Raw genomic sequence first — 12,297 nt, forward strand, 5'->3', positions numbered from 1 at the left:
CGGGTAACCGGATGACAACCGGTGAGCTTCAGGGCTCGACCCAGCGGCCATCCTCCTGGATCAGGGCAATCAGGGCTTCCACCCCTTCCGCCTCCGGCACGCGACGGATCTCCTCGCGGCCGCGGTAGAGGGAGATGGTGCCGGGGGTTTTGCCCACATAGCCGTAGTCGGCATCGGCCATCTCACCGGGTCCGTTGACGATGCAGCCCATCACCGCAATGTCGAGACCGGTGAGGTGGGCCGTGGCATTGCGCACCTTGTGCAGCACCTCCTCCAGATTGAACAGGGTGCGACCGCAGCTGGGGCAGGCCACGTATTCCACCATCGTCTTGCGCAGCCCCAGGGCCTGCAGAATCGAATAGCAAACGGGGATTTCCTTCTCCGGAGCTTCGGTGAGCGAGACCCGGATCGTGTCGCCCAGCCCTTCGGCCAGCAAGGGCGCAATGCCGGCCGTGCTCTTGATGCGCCCGTAATCGCCATCACCCGCTTCGGTGACGCCCAGGTGGAGGGGGTAGTGGAAGCCCTCCGCATCCATGCGGGCCGCCATCATCCGGTAGGCGGCCATCATCACGGGTGCCCGCGAGGCCTTCATCGACACCACGATGTTGTGGAAATCGAGCCGGTCGCAGATGCGGATGAACTCGAGGGCACTTTCCACCATGCCCAGCGGGGTGTCGCCGTAGCTGAACAGCATCCGCTCGGCGAGCGAGCCGTGGTTGACGCCAATGCGCAGGGCCTTGTCCTGCTCCTTGAGCAGGCTCACCAGGGGCTCAAAGGTGTCGGTGATGCGCTCCCCAATGGCGGCGATCTCCTCGGCACTGAATTCGGTGCGGTTGGGATCGGGCTTGTCGAACACGAACAACCCCGGATTGATCCGCACCTTGTCGACGTGCTGGGCCACCTCCAGGGCAATCTTCATGCCGTTGTGGTGCACGTCTGCCACCAGCGGCACCGGCTGGTAGCTGTCTTCAAGTCGCTGGCGGATCTCCTTCACAGCCTTGGCATGGGCCAGGGAGGGCACCGTGAGCCGCACGATCTCGCAGCCGGCCTCGTGCAGGCGGCGGATACCGGCGGTGGCACCGGCGATGTCGAGGGTGTCCTCGTTGATCATCGACTGCACCACCACCGGGTGGTCGCTGCCCACCCAAATGCTGCCCACCCGCACGCTGCGGGTCTTGCGGCGGTGGATCTGGGTGTCGAAGCGGGGGTCGCTGGCCCAGTCGGCGGCAGTGGCCCGGTCGGGAGAGGAGGCGTCTGGGCGGGCCAGGGTGCCGGTCATGGATCGGGGCCGGAAGGTGGGGAAAGCCTGTCACAGCCGCCGCAGAACTGGCGACCGCTGCTCAGCCGCCGAGGCTGCCGAACGCCGAGAGCAGCTGGTTGAGGCGATCGGGATCCGCCAGGGACACGTATTCAGACGGGATGCGGATCGAAGCGGGTTGGCCCGCGATGGCGTGGAGGGACTGATCCACGATGGCGGCGCCGAGTTGGTCGAACAGGATCGCCGCCGAACCCTTGTAGTGCAGGCCCCGGTTGATCTCGCGCAGCCCCTCCGGCGCGCCGTCCTGGCCGCACACAAAGGAGAGGGACGGATCCTTGCCGGCCGCTTCAAAGGCCTGGGCCGCACCCACGGCAAACTCGTCGTTGATGCCGATCACGATCGCGAGATCGGGGTGCTCCCGCAGCGCCTCCTCGGTCTGCCGGCGACCGATCTCCACCGTGGCCCCGTCGCCAAGGGCCACGATCTGTCCTCCGGCAGCCTCGATCGCGCTGATCGGCTCGAGCCAGCGCGGGGCAAACAGGGGGGCGGCCGCCAGGGCCCCCACCAGAGCCTTCGCCCCCCCATGCGGAAACTGCTCACCGATGAAGGCCGCGGCGGCGGCCCCGCACTGGCGGCCGGAGAGCACCGCGTCGAAACCCACTTCACCATCACTTCCCTCCAGGGGAAAGGCGTAGCTGAGAACGCGGATGCCCTTGGCCTGGGCCCGGGCCATCAGCGGCTGGAGGGCGGCCCCATCGATCGGCATGGCCACAATCGCCTCCACACCCGCATCAATCCAGGCCGACAGTTCCGCCAACTGGTGGGCCAGATCGCCGTTCTGGGTGGTGCCGTGGATCAGCGCCACGCCCCCCACCTCCCTGGCGCGCCGGTCGGCATGGGCCCGGACGCTCTGCACCACCAGCAGCTCCGAGAAGGCATGGCTGAAGGCGATCCGGCACGGCGAGGGGGCGCTGGCTTGACCCGAGCTGGCTCCAAAGGATGCGGTCATGGGCCCGGGCTGGATCCCCCATGTTGGCTCGCTTCGAGCGCCGTCAAGGCTCGCCGCACCTCCCACAAGTCAGTGGCGGTGAGGGCCCGGGGAGAGCCCTCGGTCTGCGCCTGGAAGCGCAACAGATAGGAGGGATGGAGCACCGGCATCAGCCGCCGGCCCCGCAGCCACTCCGCCGGGCTGCTGAGCCACTGACCTCGCCGCCGGGTGATTCCACCACGGATCCCCAGCACCCCCTCGAGGGCCGAGGCCCCCAGCAGCACGATCAGCGGGGGATCCACCGCGGCAATCTGCTGCTCCAGCCAGGGGCGGCAGGCGGCCATCTCCCCGGCCGTGGGTTTGCGGTTGTTAGGGGGCCGGCACTTCACCCCATTGCAGATGTAGACATCCGCCGCGGTATCCAGACCAGCGGCGGCCAGCAGCTGATCCAGCAGGCGACCGGAGCGGCCCACAAAGGGGAGGCCCTCCGCGTCTTCCTGCGCCCCGGGCGCCTCGCCGATCAGCATCAGCCTGGCCTCGGGGTTGCCGCGAGCCACCACCACCTGCTGGCGGCCGTCGGCCAGGCCGCAGCGGCGGCAGTGGGCGCAGGCCAGGGCCAGCCCTTGTAGGGAATCGGACGGGGCAGGCGGGAGGGCCATCGGCACGGAGCCATCAAGGTGTGACTGGTTGGCCGTTTCGTGCCGGTTTGAACCGTACGCGGGAAATCGGTGCGGCAGGATGGTTTCCAGTGCTGATGCCGCGCGTCCCGATGCCGGAGACAGGAGGGATGATCGCCGCACCCACCACCACCCCCTCCCTGTCCGCGCGGGCGCAGGCCCTGCAACCGTCCCTCACCCTGGCCATCGCCGCGCGGGCGAAGGCCCTCAAGGCTGACGGCCACGACATCTGCAGCCTCAGCGCCGGCGAACCCGACTTCGACACCCCAGCCTTCATCCGTCAGGCCGCCGCCGCGGCCCTCGAGGCCGGCCATACCCGCTATGGCCCCGCCGCTGGTGAGCCGGCCCTGCGGGAGGCCATCGCCGCGAAACTCAGCCAGGAAAACCAGGTGCCCACCACCGCCGACCAGGTGTTGGTCACCAACGGCGGCAAACAGGCCCTCTACAACCTGTTCCAGGTGCTGCTCGAGCCCGGCGACGAGCTGCTGCTGCCCGCTCCCTACTGGCTGAGCTATCCCGAGATCGCCCAGCTGGCCGGTGCTTCGGTGACCCTGCTGCCCAGCTCGGCGGCCCAGGGATTCCGGCTGGATCCCGCCGCCTTGGAGGCAGCCATCACCCCGGCCAGCAAGCTGCTGGTGCTCAATAGTCCTGGCAACCCCACCGGCATGGTGCTGAGCCGGCCGGAGCTGGAGGCCATCGCCGCCGTGCTGCGCCGCCATCCCCAGGTGGCGGTGGTGTGCGATGAGATCTACGAGTTCCTGCTGGCTCCCGGCCACACCCACCACAGCTTTGCCGCCGTGGCCCCCGACCTGGCCGATCGCATCTTCACGGTGAACGGCTTTGCCAAGGGCTGGGCCATGACCGGCTGGCGCATCGGCTGGCTGGCTGGTCCCCGCTCCGTGGTAGCCGCCGCCAGTGCCCTGCAAAGCCAGAGCACCAGCAACGTCTGCAGCTTTGCCCAGTTCGGCGCCCTGGCCGCGATCAGCGCCTCCCGCGACTGTGTGCGGGCGATGGCGGCCCAATTTGATGAACGCCGCAGCCTGCTCACGGCTGGGCTGATGGCGATCGAACGGCTCCAACTGCTGCCTCCGGAGGGGGCGTTCTACGCCTTTCCCGATGTGAGTGCCTACGGCCTCGATTCGATGACCCTGTGCAACCGCCTGCTCGATGAGGTGGGACTGGCGGTGGTGCCGGGCGTGGCCTTCGGCGACGACCGCTGCATCCGGCTGTCCTGCGCCGCCGGACCGGTCACCATCGAAAACGGTCTCGAACGCCTGCAACGCTTCCTGGCCACCCTCTAGAACCCCAAACCACCCCCACGACCCACCGCCATGCCTGCTCGAGAACGTTGGACCGCCGCAGTGGCGGGGCTCTGCCTCACCGTCTTGCCGGCGGTCTTCTCTCCCCAGCTGGGGGGCCTGCTGCCGCCCGCTTTGGCCCAGCAAGCAACCCAGCCCAAGCCAGCCCAAGTCCAGACGGTGCTGCGCATCGGGGCCATTCCCGATCAGAACCCGGAAAAACTGAACCGCCTCTACGGCCTGGTGGCCAATGAGCTGGGCCGCCAGCTCGGCGTGAAGGTGCTCTATGTGCCGGTCACCGATTACACCGCTGCCGTCAGCGCCTTCCGCACCGGCAATCTCGATCTGGTGTGGTTCGGCGGCCTCACCGGTGTGCAGGCCAGCCTGCAGAAACCCGGGGCCCAGATGATCGCCCAGCGGGACATCGATGCCCAGTTCTACAGCGTGTTCATCGCCAACACCCGCAGCGGGATCAAGCCGATCCAGACCCAGAAGGGGCTGGCGGCGCTCAAGGGCAAGCGGTTCACCTTCGGCTCGGAGAGCTCCACCTCCGGGCGGCTGATGCCCCAGTACTTCCTCAGCCAGGCGGGGGTGAAGCTGGGCGACTTCGCGGGTGGCGCGCCGGGCTTCAGCGGCAGCCACGACGCCACCATCGCCTTGGTGCAGAGCGGTGCCTACGACGCCGGCGCCGTGAACGAACAGGTGTGGAAGAGCAGCCTGCGCAGCGGCAAGGCCAACCGCACCAAGGTGGTGCAGATCTGGCGCACCCCCAGCTACCCCGACTATCTCTGGCTCGGCCAACCCAACCTGGATCAGCGCTTTGGCAAGGGCTTCACGGCCAAGCTGCGCGCCGCGATTGTGGGCTGGCGGCCGAGCGATCCCGAGCAGAAGCGCATCCTCGAGCTGTTCGGTGCCCAACAATTCACCACCGTCAAAGCGGGTGAATACAAAAAGATCGAGCAGGTGGGGCGCCAGATCGGCAAGATCCGCTGACAAAACCTGGCCGGGCGGGCACCACACCATTCAGAATCAGCCCAGTCCGGCCCATCAGCGTCTTGGTCTGGTTGATCGATCTGGTGCTGCTGCTCGCCGGCCTGGTGATCTGGACCCGCGCCAGCAACGAAGGCGATGAGGCCTGGTCGCTGTTCCTGCGCTGCATTGCCTTTCTGGATCTGGCCTTCATCACCTTCGGCAACGGCCAGTTGCTGATTGAGATTCCCGTGCTGGCCCTGGCCCTGACCCTGCCCTCAGCAGCCAGCCTCGAACGGCGGCGGCCCTAGAGACGGCCATGAATCCCCGCGGCCCCGATCTGGTTGAGGTGTCCCTGGTGGCGTTGATCCTGGCGTTGATCGTCTACCGGCTCACCCTGGCCTGAAGGCCGGCTCAGGTGAGCAGCAGGCGATCGACGAACTGCCGCCAGCTGAGGCCCTGGCCCGCCTGGCCAAACACCGCAATCTCCTCCTCGGCGTTGAGCGGCGGTTCGCCCACGCTGGCCAACAGACGCCGAAGCTCGGCGGGATCGAGCCGGTCGTTGCCGTTGGCGTCAACGGGCATCAAGTAGGAGAGCAACCGGCCCTCCCCCAGGCGCAAGCGCTGCAGGCGCAGCATCAATTCACCGAACTCCTGGGCATCCACCAAGCCGTCACCATCGAGGTCCATCGCCTGGAGCACCTGGCTCAGTTGGGCGGCCAGGGCAGCCCGGACGGCCGCGGTCTGGGGATCGAGACCCAGACCCTCGAGCAGCTCGGCCGCACTGATCGCGCCGTTGCCATCCCGGTCGAGGCGCTGGAATAAAACGGCCACCTTCTGCCGCATCAGCGCCGGCACGCGGCCCGCCATCAGGGCACGACGCTGACCGGTGAGGCCCAGCCGCAGATTGCGGCGGAAATCGACCAGCAGGCTTTTGGCCAACACGAAGCGGGCCCGATGTTCCTCCGGGGTGAGGATCCCATGCACCGACACGGGAATCAGGGCGGGGAGGGCCTGGCGCACCAGCAGCAGCCCGGCCCAGGTGGCCAGGACAAAAGCCAGGGTGAGCGACGGCCACGCCTGGGTGGGGGCGCCAGCCCAGCCGAGTTGGAGCAGGGTGGCCAGCACCGCACCCCCAAGGGCCACCGCCAGGCTGCGCAGGGTGGGGGCATAGAAAATCCCCCCCAAGGCGATGGCCACCAACAGGCCGTTGTACCCCCAGATCCCCTGGGCGACGGCCTCGGTGGGGGCACCCACCAGCAGGGCAGTCGCCATCCCCACCAGGGCGCCCGACAGGCCGAGACCGGCCGCCAGGGGACTGGCCAGGGCCGTGGCCAGCGCCACGAGGAGGCCACTCCAGGGGCTGGAGCAGAGGAACACCTGGCCCACGGACCGGGGCAAGCCCAGGGCCACAGCCTGCCAAACCCCGCCCACCTCGGGCCAGGCCGTGGGCTGGGCCAGGGGGAGCACCGCTCCGGGCTCCAGGCTCCCCAGGGCCAACAGGGCCCAAGAAACCAGGCAGAACGGCAGGGTGAGTGGCGGTAGGCCGGTGCGGCGATGCAGGCCGCGGCGCAGCCCCTCCAGCAACAGGGTGCTCAGCGCCCCACCCACCAGCACCAGGCCCGCCCACACCAGGCCGGCCCAGGGCCGATCCAGCTGGGCGAAATGGGCGATGGCGCAGCCCACCAAGACACCGTTGAAGCCATAGATGCCCTCCTGTCGCAACCCTGGCTCAAGGCCAAGCTGGCTGGCCGTGCCGTGGGCGGCGGCGGCACCCAGCAGGGCCAGCAGCGCCGTCGCCGGGGACTGCACCCAAAAGGCAGCCAGCAGCACCAGGCCACTGATCGGGTTGTTGATGAAGATGACCTGGGCCAGGCCCCGCAATCCGGCCAGCACGGACACCAGGCCTGGGTTGAGCTCGGCGGCCGGGGCCTGCAGCTGGTGAAGGGTGCCACTGGTGGGCAGCAGCCGCTGTAGCTGGGTCCGCAGGGACACCGGTGGCTGAAGCACGCCCTTGAGCAGGTCGAAGGCCGAATCAGAACGCGTGACCACCGACCTACAAACGGGCGTCGAGCACCTCTAACACCTCCTGATAGAGGCCCAGGGACACCTCAGCCAGGGTGTTGAGCGAGTCGAGATGGGGATTGATTTCACAGATCTCCCAGCAACACACCCTGGGATCCGCCAGCAGTGCGCGGGTGAGCTGCCGAGCTTCATCAGCCCAGAGCCCTCCGGGCACGGGAGTGCCGGTGCCCTTGCAGATCGTGGAGTCCATGGAATCCACATCAAAACTCACATAGATCAGATCCACGGCCTGCAGATGGTCGAGACAGCGCTGGGCTGCCTGCTCAGGCCCGAGCCGGCGCACGTCTTCCGTGCTCAACACGGGAATGGAAAACTGTTCGAGGGTGACATCCTCCGCCGGCTCCGTATCGCGGACCGCCACGTAGATCAGATCTTCCAGGGCGATCGACGCCCGGCCCGTGCCATTGAGCTGCTGGAGTTGCTCCCAGAGCAAGCGGGTGGCCCCATCCGGCTGATTGATGGCCTCGGGATGGTTGTCGTGGCCTGCCGCGATGGCCAAGGGCATCCCATGCATGTTGCCGGAGGGCGTGGTGAAGGGGGAATGGATATCGGCATGGGCGTCGATCCACACCACGCCCAGGCGCCGATCGGGATGGGCCCGGCGGATGCCGGCGATCGTGGACGCCGCCGTGGAGTGGTCTCCCGCAACCACGATCGGGAACAGCCCCCGTTCCAGGGTGGAGGCCACCAACGCGGCCGCATCCGCCATCACAGCCGCGATCGTCTCGATGTGACGGGCGTGGGGGGTGCCGGTGTCCATGCCCAGTTCCGCTGCCCGCGCGCCCGGCCTGGTCTGCCCCTGAATCTCCTCCACAAGGCGATCGCTGAGCTGGCGCAGATCCTGCTGGCGGATGGCCGCCTGCTTGAGCAGGTCAATGCCTGAACCAGCACCTGGAATTCCGGCACCAAGGTCGCAGTCCACCTCCACCAGGGCCACCCGCGGGCGGCGGGCGGCCCCGACGTATTGGGCCAAGGTCTTTTTCAGCCGCTTGAGATCCGCCAGCGACAGCACGATCGCCGTATCGGCATCGAGCAGTTGCAGAAATTCCTCCACGCTGAGGTCGCCATTGCCGTCGCGGTCCAGGGCGGCCAGCAGCCCCTCCACCGAGGGGAGCTCAGGGCAGGAGGGGGCTAGGGCGGCGAGCAGCACCTCCAGCTCAGCAGCACTGAGGGAACCGCTGCCGTCGCTGTCCACCAGGGCAAAGATCTCGCGCAGGGTGGAGGAGAGGGCCAAGCCAGGTCGCCCCTGGGCCCAGAGGCTGAACGCCGCCAGGGTGACCCGCCCATCGATGGCCACCAAATCGCGCAGCGCTTCCCCGTCAGCGGCGGCGACAACCCCGGCCATGCTGGCCAACACGCGCTCCACCTCGTCGGCCGAGATCCATCCATCCCCGTTGAGATCAAACAGGGCGAATAGGCCTGCAAAGTCTTCGCAACGGGGGGTGATACTCAAAACTCAAAATCTGGAGACATGGGAATTACCCTCCCACAAATCGTGTCAACCAGACAGTCGGAACAACGCCTGAATCCCATCAAAATGTCGTCGAAGCTACGGAATTCACAAAGAGTTCTGATTGCAGGCCAAATCTGAAGGTCAGTGCTGCGAGGCGTAGTGTTGATGGCTGAAGACAACGGCCTTCACCCTGCTGACAAACCATGGTGTTCAACGGGTCCCTGGAGGAGCTCAAGGCGCTGGTCGACCAACTCGGGGTGCCCTGCCAGTGGCAGCACAAAGGGGCCTTTGAACTGGCGGTCTTTGACGACGGGGTCAGCAACCTGAAGCTGAACTGGTGGCCCCAGGGCGGCGAGCTGCGGCTGGTGGGCGACCCGGAGGTGCGCGACACCGTGCAGCGCCAGCTGGAAGCCCTGCTGAGCTAGCCCCCCGAAGGGCAGGATGGAGAGTGGCGGACCAGCCAAGGAGCCGCCCAGAACATCCCCCTTGACTTCCCTGCTGACCCTCCAGGACATCACCGTGCGGGGGCGCAGCCAGCCGCGCCTGGATCGGGTGAGCCTGCAGTTGAAACCTGGCGAGCGGCTGGCCCTGCTGGGCCCCAGTGGTGCCGGCAAGAGCACCCTGCTGGCGGTGGCCAATGGCCTGCTGGAACCGGATCAGGGCCAGGTGCTGTGGCAGGGAGAACCCCGGGCCCGTGGAGCCCGGGCGCGTCGCCGCCAGCAAGCCCGCATCGGCACCCTCTGGCAGGACCTGCGCCTGATCGAGGAGCTCACGGTGCAACAGAACCTCAACGCCGCCCGCCTGGCGGCATGGGGCTGGCCGCGGGCCCTGCTGAATCTGCTGCTGCCCCTCGACACCAGCGCCTGTGCGGCGGTGCTGCAGCGGCTGGACCTCGATCCAGCCCTGCTCAACCAGCCGGTTTCGGCCCTCTCCGGGGGCCAGCGGCAACGGGTGGCCCTGGCCCGCCTGCTGCGCCAGGAGCCCCTGCTGTTGCTGGCCGATGAGCCCCTCGCCAGCCTCGATCCCCGCCTGGCCGCCGACCTGCTGACCCTGCTGCTGGAGCTGGCCAGTCCCCCGCGCGCCCTGCTGCTCAGCCTGCACCGCCCGGATCTGCTGGCGGGGTTCGATCGGGTCGTGGGGCTGCGGGCCGGGCGCCTGGTCTTTGACCAGCCGAGCACCAGCCTCCATCCAGCCCAGCTCGAGGAGCTCTACGCCGGCAGCGAGGAGCCATGAGGCCCGCCGCCCCCCTGTGGGTGCTGCTGCCCGCCCTGGTGCTCGTGCCGGTGCTGGCCCTGCTGCCGGGGATCAGCCATGGCGGCGGCTGGGAGCTGGTGGGGCAGTTCGCCGCCGCCGCCCTGCGGCCATCGCTGGATCCGCTGGTGCTGGGTTCGGTGCTGGGCGGCCTGGCCGTCACGGCAGGCATCGCCCTGCTGGGCTGGGCCGGCAGCCTGGCCCTGGGCCTGGTGCTCGGCATCGCCAGCTCGCGGGTGGTGTGGCGCAGCTGCTGCGGCAGCGCCGCCCCGGCCGGCTGGATCCGCCGCCTCCTGGCCCTGCCCCGCTCCATTCACGAGCTGCTGTGGGGCCTGCTGCTGCTCCAGCTGGTGGGGCTGCAACCGGCGGTGGCGGTGGTGGCGATCGCCATTCCCTTCGGAGCCCTGGTGGCCCGGGTGGTGAGCGACCTGCTCGACGCCCTGCCCACCGCAAACCTGGAGGCCCTGCGCTGTGGCGGAGCACCGGCGCCGGCGGCCCTGCTCACGGCCCTGGGCCCGCCCCTGCTGCCGCAGGTGATCAGCTACAGCGGCTACCGGCTCGAATGTGCCCTGCGCAGTGCCACCCTGCTGGGCGTGTTCGGCCTGGGGGGCCTGGGCACCGAACTGCGCCTCACCCTGCAGTCGCTGGCCTTCCCGGAGCTCTGGACCGGCCTGTGGCTGCTGCTGGCGGTGATGCTGCTGCTCGAGGCCCTGTTGGGCTGGCTGCGGCGGCGCTGGGCCATGCCGGCCCGGTTGGGGCTGCGCCAGCGGGCCGTGGGACGGCAGGGGCGGGAGATGGTGGCCGCGGGCCTGGTGCTGCTGCCCCTGTTGGGGGCCGTGGCCTGGGGCCTGGAGGTGCGGCCCGCAGCCCTGCTGCAGTGGCAGGGGCTCCCCCCCCTGGGACCCGCCGACTGGGGCGCGGTAGCCGCCCTGCCCTGGCCGCTTCTGATCGGCAACACCCTGCTGCTCACCCTCACCGCCGCGGCCCTGGCCGTGGGCCTGGCCCCCCTGTTGCTGCTGCTGGTGCAGCCCTGGCCGGCGGGGGGCTGGCTGGTGCGCGGGCTGTGGGCCCTGGGCCGGCTGTGGCCACCACCGCTCACAGCCCTGCTGCTGCTGTTTGTGCTGCAGCCGGGAGTGCTCACCGGCGCCCTCGCCCTGGGCTTCCACAACCTCGGCATCCTCGGCCGCCTGCTGCTGGAGGCGTCAGAAACCAGTGGGGTGGCCGAGCAGCAGGCCCTGGGAGCCGCCGGCACCGGGCCACGCCTGGCCCTGCTCTACGGCCGCTTCAGTGGGCTGGCCCGCCCCTACCTGGCCTACGGCGCCTACCGCGCCGACGTGATCCTGCGGGAATCGGTGGTGGTGGGGCTTGTGGGGGCCACGGGCCTGGGCAGCCAGCTGCTGGAGGCCCTCAGTTCCTTCGCCGGGGATCAGCTGCTGGCCTTGGTGCTGGCCTATGCGCTGTTGACCTTGCTGGGGGAAGATCTGAGCGACCGCGCACGGCTGTGGCTGCTGGAGACCCCCCATGGTGATGGCCATCCCCAGGAAGCTGGTGGCACTTGGCGATAGCGGTGTGTTCGGCTGGGGCGACCCTCTGGAGGGGGGCTGGTGTGAGCGGCTGCGACGCCACTGGATGGACCTGCCCGGCGGTCCTGTGCTCTACAACCTCGGCGTGCGTGGCGACGGGCTGGAACGGCTGGCCGCGCGCCTAGGGACCGAGGTGGGCTGCCGGGGAGAGCTGCGCCGCCAGCTGCCCCAGGGGATTCTCCTGGGCGTGGGGCTCAACGACACGGCCCGGGTGGGGCGCGCCGATGGCCGGCCCCAGCTGGATGCCGATGGCTTTCTGTTCGGCCTGCAGCAGCTGCTGCGCCAGGCCCGGGCGATGGCCCCGGTGCACGTGATCGGCCTCACGCCGGTGGATGAGGCCGCCATGCCCTACGCCGAGGTGCTCTGGTATTCCCAGGCCGACATCCGCCGCTACGAAGGCCTGCTGGAGGAGGCCTGCCTGGAGGCCGATGTGCCGTTCCTGCCGCTGCTGGAGGGCTTGCTGGCCGACTCCGATTGGCCCCAATGGCTGAGCAGCGATGGCCTGCACCTCAACAGCGAGGGGCACCGCCAGGTGTATCAGCGGGTGCGTGACTGGCCGGCCCTGCTGGCCTGGGCCGATCTCCAGCCCCTGCACGGCCAGACCCCCCTGGCCTACTGAGGGCGGAACTGAGGGCGGAGCGGGAGCCAGGCGCATCCCCCATCCGGGTGATGCTTTGTCCCTCCACTAGGGGAACGGGGAGGCCTGGTGCCGCGGCGACGGTGAAAACACCGACG

General features: G+C 69.0%; 12 protein-coding genes. 7 read left to right on the forward strand and 5 right to left on the reverse strand.

The genetic code is table 11. The features are described 5' to 3' along the window. Window positions 1-28 precede the first annotated feature (28 nt). From ispG to KBY71_RS00925, 3 genes are all read right to left on the reverse strand, one after another. On the reverse strand, window positions 29-1,279 hold the full coding sequence (gene ispG / locus KBY71_RS00915) for a (E)-4-hydroxy-3-methylbut-2-enyl-diphosphate synthase (protein WP_254927119.1): 1,251 nt from the start codon (window positions 1,277-1,279) through the stop codon (window positions 29-31). Between the two features lie 61 nt (window positions 1,280-1,340). Further along, window positions 1,341-2,267: a sugar ABC transporter substrate-binding protein gene (locus tag KBY71_RS00920; RefSeq protein ID WP_254927120.1), complete on the reverse strand. Its 927-nt coding sequence runs from the start codon at window positions 2,265-2,267 to the stop codon at window positions 1,341-1,343. Next, window positions 2,264-2,905, reverse strand: coding sequence for a uracil-DNA glycosylase (locus tag KBY71_RS00925; RefSeq protein WP_254927121.1), 642 nt, complete (start codon window positions 2,903-2,905; stop codon window positions 2,264-2,266). Before KBY71_RS00925 ends, KBY71_RS00920 begins: the two co-directional genes overlap by 4 nt. A gap of 128 nt (window positions 2,906-3,033) precedes the next feature. Between KBY71_RS00925 and KBY71_RS00930 the strand changes: the two genes are divergently transcribed. The 3 genes from KBY71_RS00930 (at window position 3,034) to KBY71_RS00940 (ending at window position 5,501) form a co-directional block, all read left to right on the forward strand. Next, entirely contained in the window at window positions 3,034-4,224 is a 1,191-nt protein-coding gene (locus KBY71_RS00930; RefSeq protein WP_254927122.1) for a pyridoxal phosphate-dependent aminotransferase, read from the forward strand. A 30-nt stretch (window positions 4,225-4,254) separates the two neighbouring features. Further along, on the forward strand, window positions 4,255-5,214 hold the full coding sequence (locus KBY71_RS00935; protein ID WP_254927123.1) for a putative selenate ABC transporter substrate-binding protein: 960 nt from the start codon (window positions 4,255-4,257) through the stop codon (window positions 5,212-5,214). 62 nt (window positions 5,215-5,276) lie between these two features. Then, window positions 5,277-5,501 carry a hypothetical protein gene (locus tag KBY71_RS00940; RefSeq protein WP_254927124.1) on the forward strand — a complete coding sequence of 75 codons (225 nt, stop codon included), beginning with the start codon at window positions 5,277-5,279 and terminating at the stop codon, window positions 5,499-5,501. Between the two features lie 103 nt (window positions 5,502-5,604). Here the strand turns inward: KBY71_RS00940 and KBY71_RS00945 are convergent, their stop codons facing one another. Together KBY71_RS00945 and KBY71_RS00950 are read right to left on the reverse strand one after the other, a co-directional pair. After that, window positions 5,605-7,242 carry an urea transporter gene (locus KBY71_RS00945; protein WP_254927125.1) on the reverse strand — a complete coding sequence of 546 codons (1,638 nt, stop codon included), beginning with the start codon at window positions 7,240-7,242 and terminating at the stop codon, window positions 5,605-5,607. Between the two features lie 4 nt (window positions 7,243-7,246). Continuing rightward, entirely contained in the window at window positions 7,247-8,728 is a 1,482-nt protein-coding gene (locus tag KBY71_RS00950) for an arginase family protein (protein WP_254927126.1), read from the reverse strand. Window positions 8,729-8,931: 203 nt separating this feature from the next. Between KBY71_RS00950 and KBY71_RS00955 the strand changes: the two genes are divergently transcribed. From KBY71_RS00955 to KBY71_RS00970, 4 genes are read left to right on the forward strand one after another with little or no spacing between them, the layout of a single operon-like run. Then, the gene (locus KBY71_RS00955; RefSeq protein ID WP_254927127.1) at window positions 8,932-9,153 is read left to right on the forward strand and encodes a hypothetical protein; all 222 of its coding nucleotides are present in this window, start codon (window positions 8,932-8,934) and stop codon (window positions 9,151-9,153) included. Window positions 9,154-9,169: 16 nt separating this feature from the next. Beyond that, window positions 9,170-9,961 (forward strand): ATP-binding cassette domain-containing protein, encoded by a 792-nt coding sequence (locus KBY71_RS00960; protein ID WP_254927128.1) that lies wholly within the window; start codon window positions 9,170-9,172, stop codon window positions 9,959-9,961. Beyond that, complete coding sequence (locus tag KBY71_RS00965; protein ID WP_254927129.1) at window positions 9,958-11,544, forward strand: ABC transporter permease; 1,587 nt, start codon at window positions 9,958-9,960, stop codon at window positions 11,542-11,544. The genes KBY71_RS00960 and KBY71_RS00965 overlap by 4 nt, the downstream gene beginning before the upstream one ends. Beyond that, the gene (locus tag KBY71_RS00970) at window positions 11,501-12,181 is read left to right on the forward strand and encodes a GDSL-type esterase/lipase family protein (protein ID WP_254927130.1); all 681 of its coding nucleotides are present in this window, start codon (window positions 11,501-11,503) and stop codon (window positions 12,179-12,181) included. The genes KBY71_RS00965 and KBY71_RS00970 overlap by 44 nt, the downstream gene beginning before the upstream one ends. Window positions 12,182-12,297: the final 116 nt, after the last annotated feature.

Source organism: Cyanobium sp. T1B-Tous, from assembly GCF_024345475.1.
In the GTDB taxonomy this organism is placed as follows: Bacteria; Cyanobacteriota; Cyanobacteriia; order PCC-6307; family Cyanobiaceae; genus Cyanobium_A.

What these genes read in the sequence shown, in the direction of transcription:
- ispG (WP_254927119.1), bottom strand. Translation starts at nt 1,279, where the DNA reads ATGACCGGCACCCTGGCCCGCCCAGACGCCTCCTCTCCCGACCGGGCC.
- KBY71_RS00920 (WP_254927120.1), bottom strand. Translation starts at nt 2,267, where the DNA reads ATGACCGCATCCTTTGGAGCCAGCTCGGGTCAAGCCAGCGCCCCCTCG.
- KBY71_RS00930 (WP_254927122.1), top strand. Translation starts at nt 3,034, where the DNA reads ATGATCGCCGCACCCACCACCACCCCCTCCCTGTCCGCGCGGGCGCAG.
- KBY71_RS00970 (WP_254927130.1), top strand. Translation starts at nt 11,501, where the DNA reads ATGGTGATGGCCATCCCCAGGAAGCTGGTGGCACTTGGCGATAGCGGT.
- KBY71_RS00960 (WP_254927128.1), top strand. Translation starts at nt 9,170, where the DNA reads ATGGAGAGTGGCGGACCAGCCAAGGAGCCGCCCAGAACATCCCCCTTG.
- KBY71_RS00925 (WP_254927121.1), bottom strand. Translation starts at nt 2,905, where the DNA reads ATGGCCCTCCCGCCTGCCCCGTCCGATTCCCTACAAGGGCTGGCCCTG.
- KBY71_RS00935 (WP_254927123.1), top strand. Translation starts at nt 4,255, where the DNA reads ATGCCTGCTCGAGAACGTTGGACCGCCGCAGTGGCGGGGCTCTGCCTC.
- KBY71_RS00965 (WP_254927129.1), top strand. Translation starts at nt 9,958, where the DNA reads ATGAGGCCCGCCGCCCCCCTGTGGGTGCTGCTGCCCGCCCTGGTGCTC.
- KBY71_RS00955 (WP_254927127.1), top strand. Translation starts at nt 8,932, where the DNA reads ATGGTGTTCAACGGGTCCCTGGAGGAGCTCAAGGCGCTGGTCGACCAA.